Raw genomic sequence first — 25,113 nt, forward strand, 5'->3', positions numbered from 1 at the left:
GCGGGGCCGACTCATGTCGCGCTTTTCTGCTCGGTTGTAAACCGCATCAGGTCCCGATGTTTCCCCACCAGAATCAGGACATCCCCTTTCTCGATCCGATAGTCCGGAGAAGGGTAAAGCTCCAGCCGCTCAGGCTCCTTCCGTAAGCCGATTTTCTGCGAGAGGCCTTCTTCTTTTTTCTTGACCGCCAGAAGATTCAGTCGCCACGATTCGGTCAAGTTCAGGTCGGCCAGCGGTTTTCCGGCGAGCGCCTCGGGGGCGTCCCAGTGAACGATCGAATAATTCGGGGAGAGCTCGATATAGTCGCGGATCCCCTCTCCCAAGATCGCTTTGGCCATGCGGCGTCCCATCTCATCTTCGACGAAAATAACCCGGGTGGCGCCGATCAGCGAGAGAATTTTTTTTTCGCGATCGGTATATGCCCGGACGATGATCTCTTTGAGCCCCATCTCCTTCAGGATTGCCGTGGTGATCACGCTCGCCTCGAAATTCTCCCCGATGGCGACAATTCCCACATCAACCCGATCGCAGCCGATCGACCTGAGCGCATCGGGATCGGTGCCGTCGAGCTGGACCGCGTGCGGAACCCGGTCTTTGATCTCTTCCACCCGCGCCATGCTGGCATCCACGGCGATAATTTCCTCTCCCTGGGAGGCGAGCGTTTCCGCGATGCTTCTCCCGAAGCGGCCCAACCCGATCACCAAGAATCGTTTCATATGTATTTCCTATAAAGAAGCTGTCGGCATTCAGCAATCAGCCGTCAGCGAAAGATTTTAAAAGAGGTAATCTGATCGCTTGTTTCTTACCCCACGATCACCCTTTCTTCCGGATAATGATAAATTCCCCGGCCGGTCCGCTCGGCGAGGGTGTATGCGATCGTGAGGGGGCCAAGCCTTCCGATAAACATCGTCAGAATGAGGATCAGTTTCCCCGGCGGGGAGAACGCGGCGGTGTTCCCGATCGAAAGGCCGACCGTGTTGAAGGCCGACACCGCCTCAAAAAGAACGACTTTGAAGTCCCCCTCTTCAATCGCCAGAAGAAACAGGAGGAGCAGCGCCATCAGGACCGAAGCGATAAACCCGACCGAAAGCGCTTTCTGGACAGCTTGCGGAGCGAGACGGCGATTGAATATTTCAATTTCTTCCCGCTTCCGAAGAATGCTCCGAAAGGTCGCGAGCATCACCCCGAACGTGGTCGTCTTGATCCCTCCCGCGGTCGAAATCGGCGAGCCTCCGATCCACATCAAGAGGATGATCAGAAAAATGCTGGCATCGGAGAAGCGGGCGATGTTGACCGTGTTAAAGCCGGCGGTCCGGGTCGAGGCCGATTGAAAAAAAGCGGCGATCCACTGGTGATACCAGGGAAGGGGGGCGAGCGCCCCTCGAAATTCGAGGAGATAGAGGCCGGCGGTCCCCGCCAGCAGGAGCCCGGCCGAGATGGTCAGGACCATTTTGGAATGGAAGGTCAATCGCCAGGAGGTCGGACCCTTTCCGAAAAGGGGGTAGTTCCCCAGATTATGCAGCACCGGAAAGCCGAGTCCGCCGAGGATGATGAGGCCGATGATGGTCAGGTTGACCCCGGGCCGATCGACATAACCCTCCAGGTTCGCCGGAAAGAGGGAGAAGCCGGCGTTGCAAAAGGCGGAGACCGAATGGAAAACGGCCTGGAAGAGGGGGTTCGGCGTTTCCGTTTCGATCAAAGTCCAGAGCAGCAGCGCCCCGATCGTCTCGATGGTCAGGGTGATCACGAAGATGGAGCCGATCTGTTTTCGGACCGAACCGATCGATTCGACCTCCAGGACCCCTTGGAGGGCGATCTCTTCATGCAGCGGCATCCGTCGTTTGGGAAGGAAGAAGATCAGCGCCCCGAAGGTCATGATGCCGAGGCCGCCGAACTGGATCAGGAGGAGAATCACCCATTGCCCGGGGAGCCGGTAGAACTCCGAGGGGGAAGAGACGATCAAGCCGGTGACCGTGGTGGCCGAAGTGGCGGTGAAGAGGGCGTCGATGAAGGAGATCCGGGAGGGATCGACCACCATCTGGGGGAGCGAGAGAATCAGGGCGCCGACGAAGATCAACAGGGCAAAGCTGAGCGCCAGCGTCTGCGCCGGTTTGAGATGGAGCCGATCGAGGAAAGTAGCGATGGTTTTCAGCCGCATCGCATAGATGGAAAAAGCCGCGCCGAAGAAGATCATGCTGTAGAGGCGGTAGGTATAAATCGGGGGGGTCTCCGGATGGTCCCACATCTGGAAGAAGAGGACCCCTTTCTCGAAGTAAAAGAGAACGGCGATCAGGAACAGTGCGACCGGAATCAGCCGTTTCGTCCAAGAGAAATGCCTGAAGCGGAGAAAAAGATACCGCTCCTCGAATGTCAGCTTGATCAGCGCTCCTCCTTGCAGGAGGAGCGCCGCTCCTTTGAAGAAGATCGGAAACCAGATGGAGAAATCGAAGAGAAAGGAGAGAAGAAAGACTCCGGAGAGAGAGGCGATCTTCATCTCCCTCACCAAGAGGGTGATCCGGTGAAAAAGCCGTAGAATGGCGGTAACCGGGCCGGATTCTTGAATAGCGGAGAAGAGGGATCGAATCCGCCCCTCCCGCTTCATGCTGGGGGTTGAAGCGCCTTTCAAACGGTTCTCCTGAGGAGACGACAGGCCGATGCTATCATATCTTCTCGGAATTGGCAAAAGAGGGTGATCGTTTTTTTCCTTTCAGGTGCCTCCCGGAGTCGGCCTGGCTCCGGGAGGGGATTATGCTTTTTTGAGGGCGATCATCGCCAGCGGCGGAAGGGTGATCCGCAGCGAGTAGGGGCGGCCGTGAGAAGGGATCGGCTCGGCCAAGAGGCCGCCGCCGTTTCCGAGATTGCTTCCGCCGTAGAAGCTTGAATCGCTGTTGAGCCGCTCCTGCCAGAATCCTTCGCCTGGGACCCCGATCCGATAGTCGAGGCGGGGGACCGGGGTGAAGTTGCAGACAAAAACGACCGGCTGGTCCGGGTTCTCCCCCCGGCGCAGGAAGATCAGGGTGCTTGCCGCTGCATCGTTCAGGTCGATCCACTCGAAGCCGGTCGGGTCGAAGTCTTTCTGATAAAGCGCCGGCTCTTCCCGATAGAATCCGTTGAGATCGGCGACCCACTGCTGGAGCTGCCGGTGCGGGGGATGTTGCAAAAGATGCCAATCGAGACTCCGGTCGTGGTTCCATTCGGTCCCTTGTCCGAGCTCTCCCCCCATGAAGAGGAGTTTTTTGCCGGGATGGGCGTACATGTATCCGAACAAGAGCCTCAGGTTGGCGAGCCGCTGCCAGTCGTCCCCCGGCATCTTCGAGAGGAGCGAGCCTTTTCCATGAACCACCTCGTCGTGAGAGAGGGGGAGAACGAAGTTTTCGGAAAAGCCGTACCAGATGCTGAAGGTCAGCTGGCCGTGATGGTATTTTCGATGGATGGGGTCTTTCGAAAAATAGGAAAGGGTGTCGTGCATCCATCCCATGTTCCATTTCATCCCGAAGCCGAGCCCGCCGAGATAGGTCGGCCGGGAGACCATCGGCCAGGAAGTCGATTCTTCCGCGATCGTATGGGTATCGGGTAAGTGGCCGTAGACCGCTTCGTTCAGCCGTTTCAAGAAGGAGATCGCCTCCAAATTCTCCCGGCCGCCGTACATGTTCGGTATCCACTCTCCCTCTTTCCTGGAATAATCGAGATAGAGCATCGAGGCGACCCCGTCGATCCGAAGCCCGTCGATGTGATATTTCTCCAGCCAGAAGAGGGCGCTGCTGATCAGGAACGCCTGCACCTCGTTGCGCCCGTAGTTGAAGATGGCGCTGCTCCAGTCGGGGTGGAATCCCTTGCGGGAGTCGGCATGTTCATAGAGGTGGGTGCCGTCGAAGTAGGCCAGACCATGTTGATCGGTCGGGAAGTGGGAGGGGACCCAATCGAGAATCACGCCGATGCCGTTCTGATGGAGGGTGTCGATCAGGTACATCAAATCTTGCGGCGTGCCGTACCGGCGGGTCGGGGCGAAATAGCCGGTCGTCTGATATCCCCAGGAGCCGTAGAACGGGTGCTCGGTGATCGGCATCAGCTCGACATGGGTGAACTTCATCTCCCGGAGATACTCCGTCAGCGGTTTCGCCATCTCCCGGTAGGTCATCGGCCGATCCCCCTCTTCGGGGACCCGCCGCCAGGAGCCGAGATGCATCTCGTAAATCGAAATCGGGGCGGTCATCTGATTCCGTTGCGCGCGCTGCGCCATCCAGGCCGGGTCGCTCCATTGATAGTTGAGATCCCACACGACCGAGGCGGTTCGGGGAGGGACCTCGGTGCAGAAGGCGAACGGATCGCTCTTTTCCACGGTGTATTGATGGTTCCGTGAGACGAGATGGTATTTATAGAGGGCCCCCACGCCGATGTCGCTGAAGAATCCTTCCCAGACCCCCGACCCGTCTTCGCGGACCCTCAGGGGATGGGACGTGGGGTTCCAACCGTTGAAATCGCCGACGACCGAGACCGATTCCGCGTTGGGCGCCCAGACGGCGAAATAAACCCCCCGCATCCCCTCTGTTTGAATCAGATGAGCGCCGAGCTTTTCATGGAGCTTGAAGTGGCTTCCCTCTTTCAGGAGGTAGATGTCATGCTCGGTGAGCAGACCGAGGGAGGGGAGGACTTTCTGCATGCGTTCTTTTCCACTCATGATCGGGCCTCCAGTAGATGGGTAATCCCTTTCAGCGGGACCATAATCCATTCGGGACGGTTATTCAATTCGTAGGCGATCTCATAAACCGCCTTATCGAGGAGAAACGTATTCAGCAAAATCTCGACGTCCTCCCGCTCTTTCGGAATAAACGGGGCGTCTTGCGCCGTATCGAGGTAGGAGCGAAGAAAGGCCGCCGACGTGTACCGATACCAGAGGTCGGCCCACGGCTCCAGCACCGGAACATCTTCCGGCCGGATCGAGGCCTGCGTGATCAGCCCGCTGTGCGCCTTGTAATGGAACGAACGGATCATCCCCGCCACATCCCGGAAGGCGGATCGCTTCAGCCGCCGCTCGCTGAGGGGACGCGTCGGCTCCCCCTCGAAGTCGATAATGAAGAAATCATTTCCGGTGTAAAGCACCTGTCCGAGATGGTAATCTCCGTGGACCCGGATCTTCACCGTCGAAATCTTTTTTCGGTAGATCGACTTGAACCGCTCCAAAATCTCCCGTTCCAAATTCAAAACCTCCTGCGCTTTGCGCTGGACCGCTTCGGGCAGACCCTTTAATTTCTGTCTAAGAAGGTGGAACGTCTGCCTCCCGTGGCTTTGCATCCCCTGATAAATAGAACGCTGATAGAGGAGGGTGTACGGTTCGGGGGCGAACTGGGGGTCCTGGGTATTGGAGGAGAGGGCGAGATGGAATTCGGCCGTCCGTTTTCCCAATAGGGTTGCCATTTCCAGGTAAATGCTCCCGATCAGCTCGTGAAGGAGGGGGGGGATCTCTTGGAATGCGGTGTCGAGAAGCGAAAGGGGAGGCTTCGGAATTTCGCTGATCTCTCCCCGTTTTGAGAGGACCCGCTCGAAATAGCGCTCCACCGCATCGACCGTGTATCGCCAGGCGTCTCCTTCATTTGGAACGAATCCCTGAAGCAGACCGACGATGATCGGCTCCGCGCCCGGCCTGCGATACTCGATCGCCCCCGCGTACGACGGGATGCGGGAGAGGAGCGCGTTCTCCGTCAAGAACCGGCCGATCTCCAGATCGGGATTGACCCCCTCGTCCAGACGCCGATAGAGCTTAAAGAGAAAGGTCTGTCCATACAGGAGATTGGAGTTGGTCTGCTCCCCCTTCAGAACCTGGGAGACAAGGGGAGCGGTTGCGGCCGCCGCCAGCTCTCTAAACCGTTTTCCCGGAGAGGCGATCAGCTCCCCCTTCGATCCTCTGATCCGCTGCCGCTTTGCAATAATCGCGAGGAGGCAATCTCGAACCGCCTCGTTGTAGATTCCGTCGTAGAGGATCCCTTCCTGCGGGCCGATCACGCGGGCGATGACCCCCTGCGGGGCCTCGTCCGCGATGCGTGTCGCCGCCTCTCCGGCGGCGAAGGCGATCGGAAGAAGATAGGTCTCAGGCATCCCCTCCGTGTATTCGACTTGAAGCAGGAGAAGCTGCCCCGACTGTCCGTTTCTGCCGATCGGGATCGTCTCGACGATTTGGAGCTGTTCGATTTGGCGCGCTTTTCCGCCGAACCAACGGCATCCGACGATATAGGCCGGAAGGGTGTTCCGTTCGAGAGTCTGCTTCTGCCTTCCTTCAAGGACGCGGCGCCAATCGGCTTCGACGTGAATCTCGGGGAGCACCCGTTTGCCGGAAGGATGCATCGATTCCTCCTTCTTTTGTAAGAAAAAGCGGTAATAACCGTAGGGGCCCAGGGTGATGGAATAACGGGCGTCGCGGATCGCCGGGAACCGGTTCCGGCTGAAGAGCGTTTCCGGGGTATAACCGACATATTGGGAGAGATCGAGCTCGGCGATCTGGGAGTGCCGGGAGAGGTTGACGATCACCAGAATATGTTCGTCTTTGTAATGGCGGAGAAACGCGAAGACCTTCGGGTTGTCGGCAAAGAGGAATTCGATCGTCCCCCTTCCGAAGGCCTTGTAGTATTTGCGGGTGGCGATGAAACGCTTCATGCTCCAGAGGAGCGAGGAGTGGTTTCGCTCCTGGTTCTCGACGTTGACCGATTCGTAGTGATATTCGGGATCGATAATCGCGGGGAAGTAGAGCTTTTGCGGGTTTGCCTGCGAGAAGCCGGCGTTGCGGTCGGCATTCCACTGCATCGGGGTGCGGACTCCGTTTCGATCGCCGAGGTAGAAATTATCCCCCATCCCGATCTCGTCGCCGTAGTAGATCACCGGTGTTCCGGGGAGGGAGAAGAGAAGAACGTTCAGCAGCTCGATCTTTCGCCGGTCGTTTTCCAGGAGGGGGGCGAGCCGCCGACGGATCCCGAGATTGATCCGCATTTTCGGGTCGTGCGCGTAGATGCGGTACATGTAGTCGCGCTCCTCGTCGGTCACCATTTCGAGGGTCAACTCGTCGTGGTTGCGCAAGAAAATGGCCCACTGGCCGTTTTCGGGAGGGGAAGGGGTCTGCTCCAAAATATCGATGATCGGGAAGCGGTCTTCCATTCGAAGCGCCATGAACATCCGGGGCATCAGCGGAAAGTGGAAGGCCATGTGGCAGGCGTCCCCTTTCCCGAAATAGGCGACGGCGTCCTCCGGCCACTGGTTCGCCTCGGCGAGGAGCATTTTGTTTTTGAACTTGAGGTCGACCCGCGCGCGGAGCTGCTTCAGGAACGCGTAGGTCTCGGGGAGATTCTCGCAGTTGGTTCCTTCCCGCTCGTAGAGGTAGGGGACGGCGTCCAGGCGCAGGCCGTCGACCCCCATTTCCAGCCAGTGCTCCATCACCCGGAGCATCTCTTTTTGGACATGCGGGTTGTCGAAATTAAGGTCGGGCTGGTGAGAGTAGAATCGATGCCAGTAGTAGGCTTTCGCCACCGGGTCCCAGGTCCAATTGGAGGCCTCGAAATCTTTGAAAATGATCCGGGCGTCTTTGTATTTGTCCGGGGTGTCGCTCCAGACGTAAAAATCCCGCCAGACGGAGCCCGGTTTGGCCCGCCGGGCGCGCTGGAACCAGGGATGTTGGTCCGAGGTGTGATTGAGGACCAGCTCGGTGATCACGCGCATCCCCCGGCGATGGGCCTCTTTCAAAAATTCCTTAAAGTCGCGCAGCGTCCCGTAATCGGGATGAATGTTGAAGTAATCGGCGATGTCATACCCGTCATCCTTCAGCGGGGAGGGATAAAAGGGGAGAACCCAGATCGCCGTGACCCCGAGGTCTTTTAGATAGTCGAGTTTCCGCGTCAGCCCTTTAAGATCGCCCATGCCGTCGTTGGTGCTGTCAAAGAACGCCTTGATATGAAGCTGATAGATGATGGCATCTTTGTACCAGAGCGGATCGTATTCGTGCCGGATTTCCTGTTCGGACATTCAATGACTCCTCATGACCCCGCGGGGGCGGAGCGGTTGCTCCCGCGGGACCGGGTCAAAAAGCTGATCATGCCACAGCCGTTTCGGCGAGTCAATTCAGGGCCCTTCCGGGCCGGTCGATTTGTAGGGGTTCAACATGGTGAACTCCTCCGTTGCCCTTCACCCGCCGTCCGGGCAGGTTTCATCAAAGAGGCGGATCGTCAATGGCCCTCGTGCGGCGGATCAAAGCGGCGAGATCTCATCTTCTTTCTCGACCGGCTTGCTGGAGAACTGCTCTTCAAGAATGCGCCGCGCCAGGTCCCTTCCTCCCAGGCCGAAGGCGATCGCCAGGGCGAGCATCACGGCGCCGAAGGCGATCGAAAAAGCGGTCACCACGACCCCCGTCGCCACCGCCATCTGCTCGAGCGCCATCGCCGCGGCGAGGAGAATGACGAAAAGGCGGGTCAGCACGCTCAGAAGCCGCGCCGAAGGGACGTTGGCGTTCACCAGGGCGAGGAGGACGGCGCGCGAGGCGAAATTGGCGACGACGAGCCCGGCGAAAAAGAGGAGCAGGCCGACGAAGAGCTGCGGCAGGTACGCGAAGAAACGGGCGATCTGCGCCTCCAGGACCGGAAATCCGAGCGCGGCGACGCCCAACAGAATGAAGCCGATCCAGACCAGCCAGAAAACGAGACGGGAGAGGACCTCGTTCGGAGCGGGAAGATTCGCCCTCCGCAACAGGGAGGTGAACCCGGCCCCTTCGCCGAGGGTGTCGAACCGGATCAACGCCAAGGCCCGGCGCGCCAGCCCCTTGAGAAAGTGGGAGACCAGCCACCCCACGAAGATGATGATGATCATGACCAGGAGCTTCGGCACGAACGTCGCGACCATTCGGATGAAGGTCTCCATGGTTTCCGTCAGCCCTCGCATCACCGCATCGGTCATCTTTTCCTCACTGTTTGATGTTCCATCGTTCGATCAGTTCCGCTTTCTGCCGCTCGTATTCCAGGCAGAGCGCTTCAATTCTTTTCCCCACCTCCTCCGAGCCGGCGTCGGTATTCTCCAGAACGAAGGAGCAGGCCCTTCCGAGGTAAAGCGGGGTCAGGGCCTGAATCAGATGAGACCGGTGAAGGGCGCCGTGATGAAACGCGGCGGCGAACTCATAGACCGTTTTCACCCAGAGGTCGTCCGGGTAACGAAACGCTTTGTCGTCCATCCCGGCCCGGTGATGGATCGACTCCCGGGTGCCCTCCGAAAGGATCGCTTCAAAGAGGGTCGAGAGCTCCCGCACCCCCGCCCGGAACGTTTCGAGCATCCGGCGCTTGTTGATTCGGATCGGCTCTAGGCGCATGGCGTATTCGAACCCGAACACCGGCAGCGGCGCCGAACCGCTCCGCGGGAGCCAGACGGCTGCATCGCGTTCCATCTGCTCGAAGAGCGCGCCGACCGACTGTCTGAGCGCTTCCGGCAACGTCGGCTCGTCTTGGCGAGAGGCGTGGACCTTCGGACCCAGGAACGACTGGCCGATCCGATTGCCCCGCGCAGCCGCCGCGGCCGTGATCGCCAGATCGATCCCGTAAACGGAGGGGGTCCGGACGGCGCCCTCTCCCGCGAGGAGCGACCGGGCGAAGCGGCCGGAGAGACCGAATTCGGGGCCGAGCGGTTCCCGGATGCGATAGCCGTAGATCGCCTGGACCATCGGATAGATTAAGTTGCTGATCAAAAGACCGTCGAATTTGTGCCGCTGGTAGAGGGGAGTGATCAGATCGAACCCTTCTTTGTACACCGGGCGGATCAGCGCGTCGATCCACTCGGGGGTGATGTTCTCCAGATCGGGGCTGACGACGGCGCAGGCTTTGGCCCGCACCAGATCGGCGGCGGCCAGGAGGGTGCGCAACGCCCCGGCCCTCCCCGGAGGGCCGGGGTAGGGGGTGGTGATCCGGTGCAAGGTCCGAAGCGGCTGCGCGGCGAGGAGGGGGCGAAAATCGTCGATCGAGGTTGCGCGGATTTGCTCCGGCGTGCCGTCGGTCGAGCCTCCGTCGAGGTTGATCAAGACGGCCCGCTCTCTCGGAAAGTACTTCACGAACCCGATCTGAACGGCCCGGACGACCTGTCCGACCGTCTTGGCATGATTGAGCGTCGGAATCCCTACCAGAAGATCGACCTCTCCGACGGCGATCAGTTGTCGAAGCAGGTCATCCGGGAGGAGGCTTTCATCGGCCTCCGTCCTATCCGGCGCCGTTCCGGGGGGAGCGGTCCGCGCTTGATCTTGAATCGACAATTGGGTTTCCATCCGATCGCTTCCGTCTCTTTTATAAACGCCGCAATTCAAACCAGAAAAAATGATAGGGCGCCAGGGTTAATAGATAAGGCCGCTCCGTAATTCTGGGAAAGGGGTTCCTTCCGAACATCTCGACCGGAATCGCGCCGCGAAAAGGGCGCAGATCGAGCTCCACCGCTTGGGCCGCTCGGGAGAGGTTGGTCACCACGAGGACCGTTTCGTCCTCCCACCGGCGGATATAGGCGAGCACCCGGTGATTCTCCGGATTGAGGAATTCGAGCGATCCGCGGCCGAAGACCCGGCTCGATCGCCGCAGGCGGATGATCTCCTTCATCCATGACAGAAGGGAATCTTCCGATCGCCGCTGCGACTCCACGTTGACCGCGGCGTAGCCGTAGACCGGATTCGAGATCAGCGGCAGATAGAGCTGCTCCGGGTCGGCGGTGGAGAAGCCGGCGTTCCAGCCGCCGCTCCATTGCATCGGGGTCCGCACTCCGTTCCGGTCCCCCAGATAGATGTTCTCTCCCATCCCGATCTCATCGCCGTAGTAGATGACCGGCGTTCCGGGAAGGGAGAAGAGAAGGGAGTTGAGGAGCTCGACCCGTCGGCGGACGTTTCCCATCAAGGAAGCGAGCCGTCTGCGGATGCCGAGGTTGATTCTTCCCTTCGGGTCTTTGGCGTATTCGTCGTACATGTAGTCGCGCTCTTCATCGGTGACCATCTCCAGCGTCAGCTCGTCGTGGTTGCGCAGGAAGATTGCCCACTGGCAATTTTCCGGAATCGGGGGGGTCCGCTCCATGATCTCGACGATCGGCTTTCGGTCTTCCAGCTGGACCGCCATGAAGATCCGCGGCATGATCGGGAAGTGAAACGCCATGTGGAACTCGTTCCCCTCGCCGAAGTAGGGGCGGACGTCGACCGGCCACTGGTTTGCCTCCGCCAGGAGGACCTTGTTGGCGTGGTTTTCATCGAGCCGCCGGCGGAGGAAGCGGAGAACGTCGTGGGTCTCGACGAGGTTTTCGCAAGGGGTCCCCTCGCGCTCGATCAGATAGGGGACCGCATCGACCCGGAAGCCGTCCACCCCCATTTGAAGCCAGTGGTCCATCACTTTCCAGGCCTCCTCCCGGACGGCGGGGTTGTCGAAATTCAGATCGGGCTGGTGGCTGAAGAAGCGGTGCCAGTAGTACGATTTCGAAACCGGGTCCCAGGCCCAGTTCGACTTCTCCGTGTCGAGAAAGATGATCCGCGCCTCTTGGTAGCGATCATCGGTGTCGCTCCAGACATACCAGTCGCGCAGGGGGCTTTCCCTGGAGCGCCGGGCTTCCCGGAACCAGGGATGCTGGTCGGAGGTGTGGTTGAGGACCAATTCGATGATTACCCGCATTCCCCGCGCATGGGCCGCCTCCAGGAAGCGTCGAAAATCGTCCAGCGTGCCATAGCTCTGATGGATCTGGTAGTAATCGGCGATGTCGTACCCGTCGTCCCGAAAGGGGGAGGGGTACATCGGCAGCAGCCAGAGGCAGTCGACCCCCAGCTCCTGCAGGTAGTCGAGCTTCGTCAATAGGCCGGGAAAATCGCCGATCCCGTCGGCGTTGTTGTCGCAGAAGGCCTTGACGTGGAGCTCATAGAGCACCGCGTCTTTATACCAGAGCGGATCATCTTCCGTTCGGATCACGGTCGCGTTTTTCCTCAGATAAAAGGATCGAAGTCACGCTCGGAGTGGATCTTCCGCCGCACCCGGAAAATGTGGACGGGAGAGAGCATCGGGTCGAGGCGGATGTAATTCCACGCGTCGTGCCAGAGATAACGGTCGCCGCCGATTAAGTCGTGGAGCTGGTACGGCTCGCCCGGCGCGATCCCCAGTTCATCGATCGGCACCTCCACCCACCCGTGCTGAAGATGATGCGGGTCGAGGTTCACCGCGACGAGAATCATGTTGGAGAGGTCTTCGGTCGTCTTGGCATAACAGATCAACTGATCGTTGTCGGTCGTATAGAACCGGAGCCGGTCGTTCGCGTGGAGCGCCGGGTTCTCCCGCCGGATTTGGTTGACCCGGGCGACCAGCGCTTTGATATTCCCGGGCCGGTCCCAATCCCAGGCACGGACCTGGTATTTTTCCGAATCGAGGTACTCCTCCGTTCCGCGGACCGCCCGGTTCTCGCACAACTCGAACCCGCTGTAGATCCCGTAATTTGCCGCGAGGGTCGCGGCGAGGACCAGCCGGACCTGGAAGGCCGGACGCCCCCCGGTCTGAAGGTATTCGTGCAAGATATCGGGGGTGTTCGCGAAGAAGTTGGGGCGGAAAAAATCGCGCGCTTCCGTTTGCGTCAGCTCGGTCAAATATTCGGTCAATTCCTCTTTGGTGTTCCGCCAGGTGAAATAGGTGTACGACTGTGTGAAGCCCCCTTTCGCCAGCCCGTACATGACTTTCGGCCGGGTGAACGCCTCGGCGAGGAAGATCGTCTCGGGGTGTTTCTTCTGAATCTCACCGATCAGCCACTCCCAGAATCGGAACGGTTTGGTGTGGGGGTTATCGACCCGGAAGATCTTCACCCCCTGCTCGATCCAGAATTCGACGACGCTCTTGAGCTCCGTCCAGAGCCCTTTCCAATCGTCCGACTCGAAGTTGAGCGGGTAGATATCCTGATATTTTTTCGGCGGATTCTCGGCGTATTTGATCGTCCCATCCGGCCGGTGGCGGAACCACTCGGGGTGTTCTTTCACGTAGGGGTGATCGGGAGAGCCCTGGAAGGCGATATCGAGCGCGACCTCCAACCCGTGTCGATCGGCCGCTTCGACGAAATGTCTGAAATCGGCGAGCGTCCCGAGATTCGGATCGACCGCTTTGTGGCCCCCCGCCTCCGAACCGATCGCCCAGGGGCTTCCCGGGTCGTTCGGTCTGGCTGTGAGCGCGTTGTTCGGTCCCTTCCGGAAGCTTTTCCCGATCGGGTGGATCGGGGGAAGGTAGAGGATGTCGAATCCCATCGCCGCGATCTCCGGAAGGCGCGATTCGGCCTCCGGAAAGGTGGCGCTCCGGTTCGGATCGGGTCCGGCCGACCGGGGGAACATTTCATACCAGGCGCCGTAACGGGCCCGGTCCCGATCGACGGTGACCGCCAGGATGCGATCGTACCGGGTGGCCCGGCTCCGGTCGGGGTAGCGGGAGACCCGCTCGAACAGTTTCTCATCGAGCGCGATCGCAATGCGTTCCTTCTGTGGCCGTTCGCTCGACAACGCATCGGCCGCCGCATGCAGCGCTTTTTGATCCGCGCCGCTGGCTCGACGGCCGGCCTCCGACACCAGCGCCGCTCCTTCCAATAGCTCGCCGGCGACATCCTGCCCGGCCTCGACCCGCTTGACCAGATCGGCCCGCCAGGAGCCGAACCGGTCGATCCAGGCCTCGACCGTGTACTCATACGTCTGTTGAACGGCCGGTGTGAAGGCGCTCTCCCAGACGTCGTTGCCGAGCGGCTCCATCGCCGTTTCCGTCCAGGTCTCCTCCTTTTTTGCTCTATGCAGAAGGTGCGCGGTGATCCGGTCGTGGCCGTCGGTGAAGACATGTGCGGTGACAACCACCTTCTCGCCGACGGTCCGCTTGATCGGGTATCGCCCGGCGTCGATCTCCGGCCGGACCCGCTCGACCACGACGCGCTTCCGCGCATCCTCCGGAAAATTCTCTTTGGCTGTTTTCATCGTCTTCGTCGTCTTTGGGGTCTTTTTCATGGTTCATCGCTCCCTGGGTGCTGCGATGGAAGAGGGTCGAAATCGTTTCCCTTCCATCCTGGGATTCTCAATCGGTAGGTTGTCCGCTGTTCTGAGATATTGACGGCTCCTTTCGTGTTGTGACGGGCGGTTACTCTTTGATCAGCGCGGAGAGGCTCTTTTTGATTTGGATCTCGACGTCGGCCCGCCGGCGTTTGGAGACCCTGTTTTTCCCGAAGAGCAGGTGATGGGTCAGCAGGCCCGACGTCACGGCCGAAAGGGCCATTCCGAACTCGCGTGGGAAACCGGTCCGGCTTCCCTTGCCGGTCAGCGCCGGCTGCACGAGCCGGCCCAATTCGTTGAGGTAGCGGCCGTAGACCTCTCTCAGCTCTTTGACCGAACCGGTTTGCAGCTGGAGCAGACCGCAGACCTGGTGGAACAGCAGAAGGTATTCGGGATGATCCTGATAGAAATCGAGTTGAGATCGGATAATCGCGCCGATTCGACCCGGACCCGGCTTGGCCGTTTCGGCCGCTTCCGTCGCTTGGACAAGCAAGCGGCGAAGCCCCTCTTCCAGAACGGCCTGGAGAAGCGACTCTTTGGTATCAAAGTAAAGGTAGAAAGTGCCCTTCCCAATGTCGGCCCGGGCCGTAACATCTTCGATTTTCGTCAGATAAATTCCCTTTTCATAGAAAAGGGAGAGCGCCACTTCCATCAGCGTCCGACGGGTTTTCTCTTTTCTTCTTTCCACCCGCGTTTGTAGAAGCGGGGAGGATTCTTTTGACTTAAGAACACTATGGTCGATCATGATCTCTGTCGGTATCCGATCCGGGCGCTTTGAAGCAGCGGTGCGCCCGGCGCGGACGCGGCCTTTCAGGCCGAATCCCGCATGAGTCCTTTTCCGTGCGCGGCGATCTTGTCCGCGGTCTGTTTCGCTTCCTGCGTGATATTGTCCAAATGGCCGCCGGTCTCTTTTGCCATCTCTTTTCCGTGCTTCACTACGCCGGAGAAGACCTGTTTGGTTTCATCCGCGATCCGGCCGAGATGGGTTCCGGTCTCATCGGCGAGTCCTTTGATTTGTCTGCGCGTGTCGCGTCCCGAGCGCGGCGCCAGAAGAAAGCCGGCGCCGATCCCGATCGTGAGGCCCAACATAAACATCATTCCCCCAAAGAAATAGTGTCGTTCTTCGCTCATGATTTCCTCCTTTATATTTTAAGGCGGCGATGAGAAAAGCCGGTGCTTTCCCGCCGCAGGTGGGATGGATGAGATGAATAGATAGTCGTAAATGACCTATGGGTCATTTTATTCGGATGCGCCGCGCAAGTCAATAATAATTTATTCCGGTGAGGGGAAACAAGGGGGTAATAAAGAGGCGGGTTCGGGCGAACACGAATAAATAAACGGGGGGAGGGGAGACGGATTAGAAGGGGGGTGTACGAATCGGTCGCTTTCAAGCCGAATCCGTCCTCATCTAATCCCCGCTTTTCTCTCTCCGTTCCGATTTTCGGCGCTCATGCTGGGTGGGATCGACCGGGATTTGAACCGTCATCGTCGTCCCTTTTCCCAATTTCGATTGGACGTCGATATTTCCGCGGTGTTGGTCGACAATGTGATGGCAGATCATCAGCCCCAGGCCGGTCCCTTGTGCATCTTTGGTGGTGAAGAAGGGGTTGAACAATTTCTCCAAATTCTCTTCCGAGATTCCGGCGCCCGTATCGGCCACCGCGACTTGAAGGTAGCCTTGTCCCTGCGCATCTTGATGAAAAGAAGAGGTCGCCGTGATCTTGCCTGAGCGGGTCGCATGGATGGCGTTTAGAATCAAATTCAAAAAGACCTGCCGGATCTTTTCCGAATCGATTTTCGCGAGGGGGATGTCCGAAGCCAGTTGAAGGTCGAGGGTGGTTTCCTTTTTATTCGCTTCATGCTTCAGGAGAGAGACCACCTCCTGCAGGATCAGATTGATTTGGCTCTCTTTGAGGATGAGCTCATCCTGATCCCCGTTCTTGGAAAAGTCGAGCAATTTACGGATCAGCGTCTGGATCCGCTCCGCTTCCCGGATGGAGAGGCTGTAGAATTTCTCCAGATATTCTTTGTCCAATTGAGGCTCTTTGAGCTTCTGGGGGAGCATCTGAAGAAAAGTATAGATCGCGACCATCGGGTTGTTGATCTCATGCGCCATGCCGGCCGCCAAGGTGCCGATGGCGGTCAGCCGGTTGGTCCGGGCGACCCGCTTGAGGGTTTCGATCTTCTCGGCATAGAGCCGGTCCCGCTCTCTGATCAGGTAGTAGTGCTCGATCCCCTGGAGCATCGCGCAGCGAAGATCGGCGACATCATAAGGCTTGGTGATGTATCGGTAGATATTTCCCCTGTTGATCGCCTCGATGACCATTTCCATTTCGGTATAGGCGGTCAGCAACATCCGGACCGCTTCCGGAACGACCTTTTTTGCTTGAGCAAGAAATTCAACGCCACTCATCCCCGGCATCCGCTGATCGCTGATGATGAGGGCGATCTCCGGATGAGCCTGCAAGGTCTCGATCGCCTCTTTCCCGTTCTTTGCAGTATAGATCGTGAATTCCCGCTCGTATTGCTCCTCCAGGCTGATCAAGGCCATCTCTTCATCATCGACGAAAAGGACGGGGTAATCTTTGGGAGTGATTCCTTGCTGCATGAAGTCTCCTTATAAATATAAGTGACGGGAGGCGCGCTTCGCCCCTTCCGCGCCTCATGCTTCACGCCTAACGTGTCTGATGTGCGGCGTCGATCGTTTGCCTCACCGGCAAGGTTATCACGAACTCCGTTCCTTGTCCCGGCCGGCTGACGACGGTGATATCTCCCCGGTGGCTCTGGAGAATGCGGTAGCTGACGGAGAGCCCCAGCCCGGTCCCTTTTCCGGCCTCTTTGGTGGTGAAGAAAGGTTCGAAGATCCGCTTTTGATGCTCCGGCGAGATCCCGGTGCCGCTGTCCTTTACGGAAATCTTCACCCGATCGTCTTCTTTCCAGGTCTTGATCCGTATTTCTCCTTCATCCGGAATGGCGTGGATGGCGTTTTGCAGCAGGTTCATGAAGACTTGGTTGAGCTGCCCAGGGACCGCGTCGACCGGATCGATCTTGCCGTACTCTTTGACAATCGTGATTCGATCCTTCAATTCGGTTCTCATCAGGTTGAGGGTGGAGTCGAGGCCTTCATGGAGATCGGTCGGTCTGAATTGGGCCTCGTCTTTTCTGACGAACGCTTTCAGATCGGAAACGATCGCCTCGGTCCGATCAAGTCCCGTCTTGATAATCGAAAAGGCCCGGTCGATCTTGGCATTGAGCCGCTTCATCTCGGCGCTGTCCGGGGCCGCTCCCTCTTTGATGAGCCGGTCCTGCTCTGCGAGGGTGTTGTGAAGATTTTCCAAGCTGACCTTCGCAAAGCTGATCGGGTTGTTGATTTCATGGGCCATCCCCGCCACCAAAAGGCCGAGGGCCGCCATCTTCTCCGAATGAATCAGCTGGGTCTCCAGGCCGCGCTGGTTGAGGAGTGATTTGATGCGCGCCCGCAGCTCTTCGCAGCTGAACGGTTTCGTGAGGTAGTCGTCGGCGCCATACTCCAACCCTTCGATTTTCATCGAGAGATCGGCTTTGGCGGAGATCAAGACGATGGGGATATGTTTCGTCAAGGCGTTTTCTTTGACCTCCCGGCAGAGCTGATACCCGTCTTTGATCGGCATCATGACGTCGGAGAGGATCAGATTCGGAAGATCGGTCTGGGCTCGCTGCACCCCGTCCACTCCATTCTGGGCGGTGACGACGTGATAGTCGTCTTGAAGTTGCGTCACCAGAAAGTGGAGCATGTCGGGATTGTCTTCGACCACGAGGATTTTAGGGGCTCCTGCCGGCGCGCCGTTTGAGGAAGCGCTTTTCATCGGTTGCGCTTCTTGAACGATGCCTGCTGTCGTGTATTCCGCCGCCTTGTGAAGCGAGCGGGTCCAATCCACCTCTCCTCCTTCTTTCTGTTCGGGGATGCAGATCGGCTCGGTCAGAAAGGGGAGGGTAAAACTGATCACGGTTCCTTTACCCAATTCGCTTTCGGCCCAGATCTCTCCTTTATGGAGCTCGATCAACTCTTTCGACAGAGCGAGACCAATACCGGTTCCTTCGAAACGGCGGTTAGAGGAGGCATCGACCTGAGAAAAGCGGCTGAAGAGTTTGTGGATGTTCTCCTGTGCAATGCCGATCCCGGTGTCAGAAATTCGGACGAGGATCTGATCTTCTCTCTGTTCACAGGAGACGGAGACCTTCCCTCCCGGATTCGTGAATTTGAGGGCATTGAAGATGAGATTTAAAAGCACCTTCTCGATTTTATCCCGATCGAAGTAAAACTCGTTGAGCTGATCCGGGCAGGTAAATGAGAGGGAGGTCTCTTTCTTCTCCGCCAGGGGCGCCACGGAGGCAATGATTCCTTTGGTGAATTTTGTAAAGTCGGTCTTTAAATGAGAAAGCTGCATTTTCCCGGCGTCGATCTTCGCCAGATCGAGGAGGTTATTGATTAATTTGAGAAGGCGAAGGCCGTTCTGGTACATGCCGCTTAAATCTTCTCTTCGTTCACCTTGGACCGAATCCCGATGTAGAATCGATTCCAGCGGGGCCAGGATCAGCGTGAGGGGAGTGCGAAGCTCATGGGAGATGTTGGCGAAGAATTGGGTTTTAAGTTGGTCCATCTCTTGGAGCCTATAATAGGACTGTTCCAATTCTTTTTTGGCATTTTCTAGTTTTAACTTGGATTCGCTAAGTTCGAAACGAGATTTGAATTCCTTAAAGCGGAGACGATTTCCGACGAAGTTTGCCGTCACTGCAATAATTATTGTCGAAAGTAAAAAGTAATTGTTATTTACGAATATAGGAAATTTATCTATTTCATCGAACATAAGTGCAGGTATGATATAAGTTCCATAAACAGTTGAAACCGTGCCGATAGCCATCTTTATACTCCAAGGCATGACGACTACCGTAAGTGTAAGAAGACTTAAACCTGCGTAGTAGATGCTTGCATACCCCCCCGTATGCCTCGTCATGAGGGATATCATGGCTCCTACTGAAACATAGAAACAGAACGCTAAAATAGCATGGTAGTTTTTTTCTGTTTTCATATATGCTAAAAACAACAGAACTGCTATAAAGGAACTCGTTATTAATCTTAAAACCATGAAATAAGCGAATTGGTCGGGGAATACAATGAAGTCAAGAAATCCAAATACGGGGACTAATGTCATACCGAGCCACAAGGGGACTTTGACTCTCTCTTTATATAGATGTTCAATTTCTTGGTTGTATTGAAGCTTCAATGAATCCATTCGGATTTATCCATCCTTCTTTAGGACTAAAAAATTATTTACTCTCTCAGGCTCTTTCTCGACATTTGCTTCCTTTATATTATTTAATAGATCCGCTAATTCGAGCATTTGAGAATTGTTTCTATAGATTAAATGCCATTCCATAGTATACTCCAAATAGTTTTTTGTGGGACACGAGGGATCGAAATCTCCCACGATCAAAACTCCATTGGAGTTCAAATTTTCAAAGAGCACACGAATAAGTTGTTTTGAGAAATCAGTATTTAAATAGTCGAACAATCCAATACTGTAGATTAGATCCTGCCTTTCTGGAAAAATATCCTCTTTTCCCCTAGCAATCTCTATTACTGACTTATGAATAAATCTAGCTTTTGTTCTTACCTTTCTGGAGAGATCTATTCGTAATATTTTTTCTTGGCAATGCTGTAATGCGCTTTTATCGGAATCGATTAAGCTGAATTTACATTGATCACGTTTATCAGAGCGACTCAGGAAGTCTTGTATTTCCTTGGCAGGACCGCAGCCGATGCTGGCTACTGATATGTAATTTGTATTTGATTTTAAAGGTAAAGAATTCCTGACGACCATTTCTATCTTATCTGTCAAAAAAGGAACGCGGTTACGAACTGCCTTAGCAGCTGGAGATTGATAAATATGATTATTTAGAAACTTCCCGAAGAGTGTTTCCCCTTCATATGAATCGCGGTAAAGCATATTCATCATTTCGTAATCACCCGCATAACCTAAAGGTTTTCTATAGGCTCTATTAATAAAAGGAGCTTCAAGGAACAATGCATGCAGGTGCTGTCTAAAAAACTCCTTGTGAATGAGATCCGAATGTTGATCGAAATTCTCAACGATAGAAGCGATATGACTCATTGAAGTGTCTATAATCGGATAATAGTGTTTCACGGCCGAATCCAAGATGACACGCTCTATGTTATCCTTATATTCAGCTTCTTCATTTTGGGTTTCTAAGTCATATTTATCAAATTCTTTCTTGAGCTTTTCAAGGAAACAGCGAAGATCTACTATTGCAGATTTAAAAGCAGGGTTGATCTCAACCGAAGCGGGGAAGGACGTCTTTTTTGTTATTTCATGTTTTATCCTGGTTTTCTTGTCTAATAAAAATATTTTAGTAGGGTCAAGAGTATCCGATTCAAATGAGACACCTATTATTAGTTTGTTTCCGTTTTCACTTATATGAGCGATTATTGCATTTCCTATAGGAAGGATTTCATTTCCAATGATAAATGCAAAGTCGTGCAATTTCTGGCCGATATGGAGAGGGGGAGTAATCTTCTCCGTTAATGAGAACTTCGTTCCAAATATTGAAAAATCTATTAAGGCTCCTGTATGTTCTTCTGTAGTCTCTGTATTAAAATTAATAAATTTAGTGAGATTTGTAATTTGATCCGAAGAGTAGCGGGGCAATCTCACGAATGGGAAAAGTGATGTTCTTTTGAATCCCAGAGTTCCTTTTTGATCACCTTTGAGCCTCACTCCAATACGAAAGAATTGATTTCCACCCTCTTCAAAGGGAGTGACATCGATGACCTCTCCAGAAGTTTTATAAGTTTTTTTCCTACTTCTTAGCAGAATACTATCCAAGGGCATACCAACATTTAAAAAACCCTCTTCAGAAGCCATCTTAAAAGACAATCCTGATTCTGTAATATCTAACACCTCTTTAACAATTTTTTCTCCCTTAGGATATGAGAGAAATACTTCTAAAATAGGCCTCGCGGTATTGCTTGTGTATTCAGATCTTCCATTTGAAATGGCCTTGTTAGATGATGAATTTTTGATTGTAGTAAGTTCCAATTGTTGAGAGGTATTGGACCCTTTCCCGAATGAGTCCAATGTTTCTCTTTGAATGGCTGTTGTTTCCTGAGAAAGGCTATCATTCGTGACAATGATAGTAAGCAATGACTTCTCTTGCGATGAAATATTCTGCTTAAGTATATGAATTACTGAATTCAATATTTTTGACTCAAGATCTCGAATAGCGTTAAATTTGATTCCAATAGCATAGTATGCAATTTCACCGTTTTCTATAAAGCGGCAGGAAACGACCTGTCCGATTATATTGGTATAACAAACACTCTCCCCAAAGGAGAATTGGAGCCTTATCGCTGTGCCAGCCTCCAATACAGTATTGCTGTAGATGAGAATGCCTTCTAAGCTTATATTTTCTGTATAGCCTGATATTTCTACCCCATTTGCCTGTACGCGAACCGGAATTTTAATATGCTCTCGTTCATACCGACGTACTTGTGAACTCAGGCGCCGTCGCTCTGGAGAAATCAATGTAAGATCTACTCGTCGCTCTGTTACCCGTCGGTCGTTAAAGCCAATTTGAATAACACTCTTCCTTCTTTCATAGTATGTTGAAACTTTTGTTATCATTGATCTCTCCATTATAATTTCGGAAAGGTTGAAAATTAATCCGTCAAGATGTTGAAACTTGGTCAAACGGTTTTTCTTAGAACAGTGATGCCGGACGGCTTAAAAGTGCTGACGTTGTAGGATTGACGGCATCTTATGTAATGATGGTCTGCATTCTCTCTTAAGGCCACGGATGAGCAATTCCCCCAAAGGGGGTGTTTTAAAAGCCACTTACCCTTTCATACTACTTTCCAGCCTCGCGTTAAATTGCGTCCTAAGATCGACTTCGCCAAGCGTTGAAGCTCTTTGAGGTCGAACGGTTTCTTCAGGACGGCGGCGTGGGTCCGGTCGAGGAACGTCGAGGTCACTGAATTGGCTGCATCCCCGGTGATGATGATCGTCCGCTCTAAGATCTCCGGATAGACACGGCCCACTTGGTCAAAAAACTGAATCCCATCCATCCCCGGCATGCGAACATCACTGACGAGAAGGTCATAGGAGGTTTTGGTCAATTGTTCCAAGGCGGCTTCCCCGCTGTGCACCGCATCGACAACAAATCCGATCTGCTCCAATGCCGTCTTGCAGACCTCCAGAACCATCGGCTCATCATCCACCACCAGCGCCCGTCTGTCCTGATGGAGTACACTTGTCTCAGAGGGGAGAGTGGGAGCGGTGAATGCAGCGGTACGGATTGGCAGCTCAAACCAGAAGCGTGTTACGATCCCTTCCTCAGAGATAAATCCGATCTTCCCGCCATGAGATGCGATGATCCCATGCGAGATCGCCAATCCCAACCCCGTTCCTTCTCCTTCCGGCTTCGTCGTGAAAAAAGGCTCGAAGAGCCGGGACTGAACTTCCTTTGGAATTCCCGGACCATTGTCCCCAATTGTGATTCGTAGGAGCCCTGCAGTTTGTTCCGAAACAATTCGGATTCTCCGATCTTCCTCATTTATCAAAACGGCTTGATGAGCATTGTTGATGAGATTTAACAGAACCTGCTTGATCTGGTTGCCATCCACAAGCGTTTTGGGAAGACGTGGATCGAGATTCAATTCGAGTGCGATATTGTCGGTGCGAAGGTAAGAGGCTTTCAACTCCAAAACAGAATGAATCAAGCTGTTCAAATCGTTCCCTTGCCAGAGCGGGGGCGATTTTCGCGCGAAATCGGATAGGCTTCGTACAACGGCCGCACACCGGCGCGCTTCCCTGGAGATGGTGTCTGCACACTGATGCGCCTCTTTAGGAAGAGGCATGCCTAAGAGAAGCTCAGCAAAACCGATCACCGGGGTCAGCGGATTGTTCATCTCGTGAGAGAGGCCGGCCACCAGGGTTCCCATGGCGGCCATTTTGGCCGAGTGAATCAGTTGCGCCTGGGTTTGCCGCAGTTCGGCGAGGGTTCTCTCCAAAGCTTGATTCCGGATTTGAATTTCTTTTTCCAAGGTGCGTAGGTTGAGAAGCGATTTCACACGCGCCCTCAGCTCCTCAGAACTGAAAGGCTTGGTCAGGTAATCGTCGGCGCCTTGGTTTAATCCCTCGATCTTCATCGACAGATCGGCCTTGGCGGTCACCAAGACCACCGGGATGTGCCGTATTGCGAGATTTTCTTTTACCTCTCGGCAGAGCTGATAGCCGTCTTTGATCGGCATCATCACGTCGGCGAGGATCAGGTCGGGGAGGTCCGCTTTGGCGCGCTCGAGCCCTTCAGCCCCATTTCGAGCGGGGATGATTTGATATTCCCCCTGAAGTTGCGTGGCAATGAAGTGGAGCATGTCGGGGTTGTCTTCGACGACGAGGATCTTCGATCTGCTCTGTCCGCAGGTTGTAGCTTGCTGCGGAAGTGCGGGTGGCTCTTGGAGGATTCCTCCGTCGGCATATTCTGCCTCTTTGTGAAGAGAGCGGACCCAATCTTCCTCGAGATTGTCCTGTGGGATTGCATTGGTGGAACGTTCTGCGGTGGGGAGTTCTGTGAGATGGGGAAGGGTGAAGAAGATCATTGTTCCCCTCCCTACTTCGCTCTCGGCCCAAATCTTCCCTTGATGGAGCTCGATTAACTCTTTGCAGAGTGCCAGGCCGATTCCGGTTCCTTCATATCGGCGGGTTGCAGTCGCATCAATCTGAGAGAAACGGTTGAAGAGCTTGGGAAGATCCGCCGGGGCGATACCGATCCCGCTATCTGAGATTCTTACGAAGACCTCTCCATCTTTTAGTTCGTAGAGAATATTAATTTTCCCTTCTGACTCGGTGAACTTGATTGCATTAAAGATTAGGTTTAAGAGCACCTTCTCCATTTTGTCGTGGTCGAAGTAAAACTTGGTTCTCTCCCCCTGATCTGAAATCGACAATTGAATGTTTTTCTTTTCCGCAAGTGGTGCCAGGGAGGAAACGATCCCTTTGATGAAAGTCGAGAGATTTCCTTTGGAATAGCATAAATGCATCTTCTGATCGTCCAGCTTGGCAAAGTCGAGGAGATTGTTAATTAACTTGAGGAGACGCAGGCCGTTCTGGAACATCATTTCAATTTGTCTTTGTTCCAGCCTGACTTCAACTTTAGATTTTTCCCTGAGCGGTGTTTCAAGCGGAGCGAGGATTAAAGTTAATGGAGTTCTTAATTCATGCGAGATGTTTGCAAAAAAGTGAGATTTGGCTGTATCAAGCTCTTTGAGTTTTTTATAAGCTTTCCCCAATTTTTTATTTGCTTCTTCCAGGTTCAATCTAGAAGAAAATTCTTGGAACCGTAATCGATATCCGAGATGGTTCCCTGTTGCGGAAATGATGGTCGTCCACAAAATGAATACGTTATTGCTAAAAAAATATGCAAAATGAGTGATTGGTTCGGTGGCGATGATAGGGATAAGATAAGTGAGATAAATTATTATGTAGAGCGGTAAGAGTTGTTTTAAGCTCATCGGCATTAACAAACCGACTGCCAGAATAATAATGTTCAGGCCGGCGTAGTAAGGGCTATTATGACCACCGGTGTACATGACCATTATTTGTATTAAGCTGATTAGACAAAGGAAAAAGAAATAAACGAATATATATGTGTACTGCTTGAACTGATCGCTTTTAAGCGCAAAGAATATCGCAAGGTCAACAAAGGTGTTGATGGTTCTCAGCGCCATGAAAAACAAAAAATACTGGGGAGCAATTGCATAATCTACCATGCCATAGAGGGGAAAAAGGACGATACCTAATATGCAGGCGACCTTCAACCTTGAGACCGTAAGGTTGAAGACTTCTTTCTCAAAGAGGGGCGTTACCTCTCTCATCCAATGCTCCATCGCTAGGTTGAATTGTGTTTAAAGACAACTTCGCTAGCCGCTGAACTCTGCGAGATCGAACGGTTTTTCCAGAACGATAGCTCGGGTCCGTTCGAGAAATGCCGATGTGAATCGGCTGCATCCCTGATCTAAAAATCCAAAT

14 protein-coding genes are annotated in these 25,113 nt (G+C 54.5%); all 14 read right to left on the bottom strand.

Annotation, left to right across the window (positions count from 1 at the left end):
* Nucleotides 1–11: 11 nt before the first annotated feature.
* Nucleotides 12–716: a TrkA family potassium uptake protein gene (locus tag MCM46_15385; protein MCG3113197.1), complete on the bottom strand. Its 705-nt coding sequence runs from the start codon at nt 714–716 to the stop codon at nt 12–14.
* An 86-nt stretch (nt 717–802) separates the two neighbouring features.
* The gene (locus MCM46_15390; protein ID MCG3113198.1) at nt 803–2,626 is read right to left on the bottom strand and encodes a TrkH family potassium uptake protein; all 1,824 of its coding nucleotides are present in this window, start codon (nt 2,624–2,626) and stop codon (nt 803–805) included.
* Between the two features lie 120 nt (nt 2,627–2,746).
* A complete protein-coding gene (gene glgB, locus MCM46_15395; protein MCG3113199.1) occupies nt 2,747–4,678 on the bottom strand; it encodes a 1,4-alpha-glucan branching protein GlgB in 1,932 nt (643 codons plus the stop codon).
* Nucleotides 4,675–8,004: a maltose alpha-D-glucosyltransferase gene (gene treS, locus MCM46_15400; GenBank protein ID MCG3113200.1), complete on the bottom strand. Its 3,330-nt coding sequence runs from the start codon at nt 8,002–8,004 to the stop codon at nt 4,675–4,677. The genes glgB and treS (MCM46_15400) overlap by 4 nt, the downstream gene beginning before the upstream one ends.
* A 222-nt stretch (nt 8,005–8,226) precedes the next feature.
* Complete coding sequence (locus MCM46_15405; protein ID MCG3113201.1) at nt 8,227–8,928, bottom strand: hypothetical protein; 702 nt, start codon at nt 8,926–8,928, stop codon at nt 8,227–8,229.
* A 7-nt stretch (nt 8,929–8,935) separates the two neighbouring features.
* A complete protein-coding gene (locus MCM46_15410) occupies nt 8,936–10,276 on the bottom strand; it encodes a glycosyl transferase family 2 (GenBank protein MCG3113202.1) in 1,341 nt (446 codons plus the stop codon).
* 19 nt (nt 10,277–10,295) lie between these two features.
* Nucleotides 10,296–11,939 carry a maltose alpha-D-glucosyltransferase gene (gene treS / locus MCM46_15415; protein MCG3113203.1) on the bottom strand — a complete coding sequence of 548 codons (1,644 nt, stop codon included), beginning with the start codon at nt 11,937–11,939 and terminating at the stop codon, nt 10,296–10,298.
* A gap of 14 nt (nt 11,940–11,953) precedes the next feature.
* Nucleotides 11,954–13,987 (bottom strand): alpha-1,4-glucan--maltose-1-phosphate maltosyltransferase, encoded by a 2,034-nt coding sequence (locus MCM46_15420; protein MCG3113204.1) that lies wholly within the window; start codon nt 13,985–13,987, stop codon nt 11,954–11,956.
* 130 nt (nt 13,988–14,117) lie between these two features.
* Nucleotides 14,118–14,774 carry a TetR/AcrR family transcriptional regulator gene (locus tag MCM46_15425; GenBank protein ID MCG3113205.1) on the bottom strand — a complete coding sequence of 219 codons (657 nt, stop codon included), beginning with the start codon at nt 14,772–14,774 and terminating at the stop codon, nt 14,118–14,120.
* A gap of 65 nt (nt 14,775–14,839) precedes the next feature.
* Nucleotides 14,840–15,160: a YtxH domain-containing protein gene (locus tag MCM46_15430; protein ID MCG3113206.1), complete on the bottom strand. Its 321-nt coding sequence runs from the start codon at nt 15,158–15,160 to the stop codon at nt 14,840–14,842.
* Nucleotides 15,161–15,437: 277 nt separating this feature from the next.
* Complete coding sequence (locus MCM46_15435) at nt 15,438–16,637, bottom strand: ATP-binding protein (GenBank protein ID MCG3113207.1); 1,200 nt, start codon at nt 16,635–16,637, stop codon at nt 15,438–15,440.
* A 67-nt stretch (nt 16,638–16,704) separates the two neighbouring features.
* Complete coding sequence (locus MCM46_15440; GenBank protein MCG3113208.1) at nt 16,705–18,669, bottom strand: ATP-binding protein; 1,965 nt, start codon at nt 18,667–18,669, stop codon at nt 16,705–16,707.
* A 639-nt stretch (nt 18,670–19,308) separates the two neighbouring features.
* A complete protein-coding gene (locus tag MCM46_15445) occupies nt 19,309–21,711 on the bottom strand; it encodes a PilZ domain-containing protein (GenBank protein ID MCG3113209.1) in 2,403 nt (800 codons plus the stop codon).
* A 218-nt stretch (nt 21,712–21,929) separates the two neighbouring features.
* On the bottom strand, nt 21,930–24,902 hold the full coding sequence (locus tag MCM46_15450; protein MCG3113210.1) for an ATP-binding protein: 2,973 nt from the start codon (nt 24,900–24,902) through the stop codon (nt 21,930–21,932).
* Between the last annotated feature and the right edge of the window lie 211 nt (nt 24,903–25,113).

Origin of the sequence: Candidatus Manganitrophus morganii (assembly GCA_021651055.1) — a bacterium.
Taxonomy (GTDB): domain Bacteria; phylum Nitrospirota; class Nitrospiria; order SBBL01; family Manganitrophaceae; genus Manganitrophus; species Manganitrophus morganii.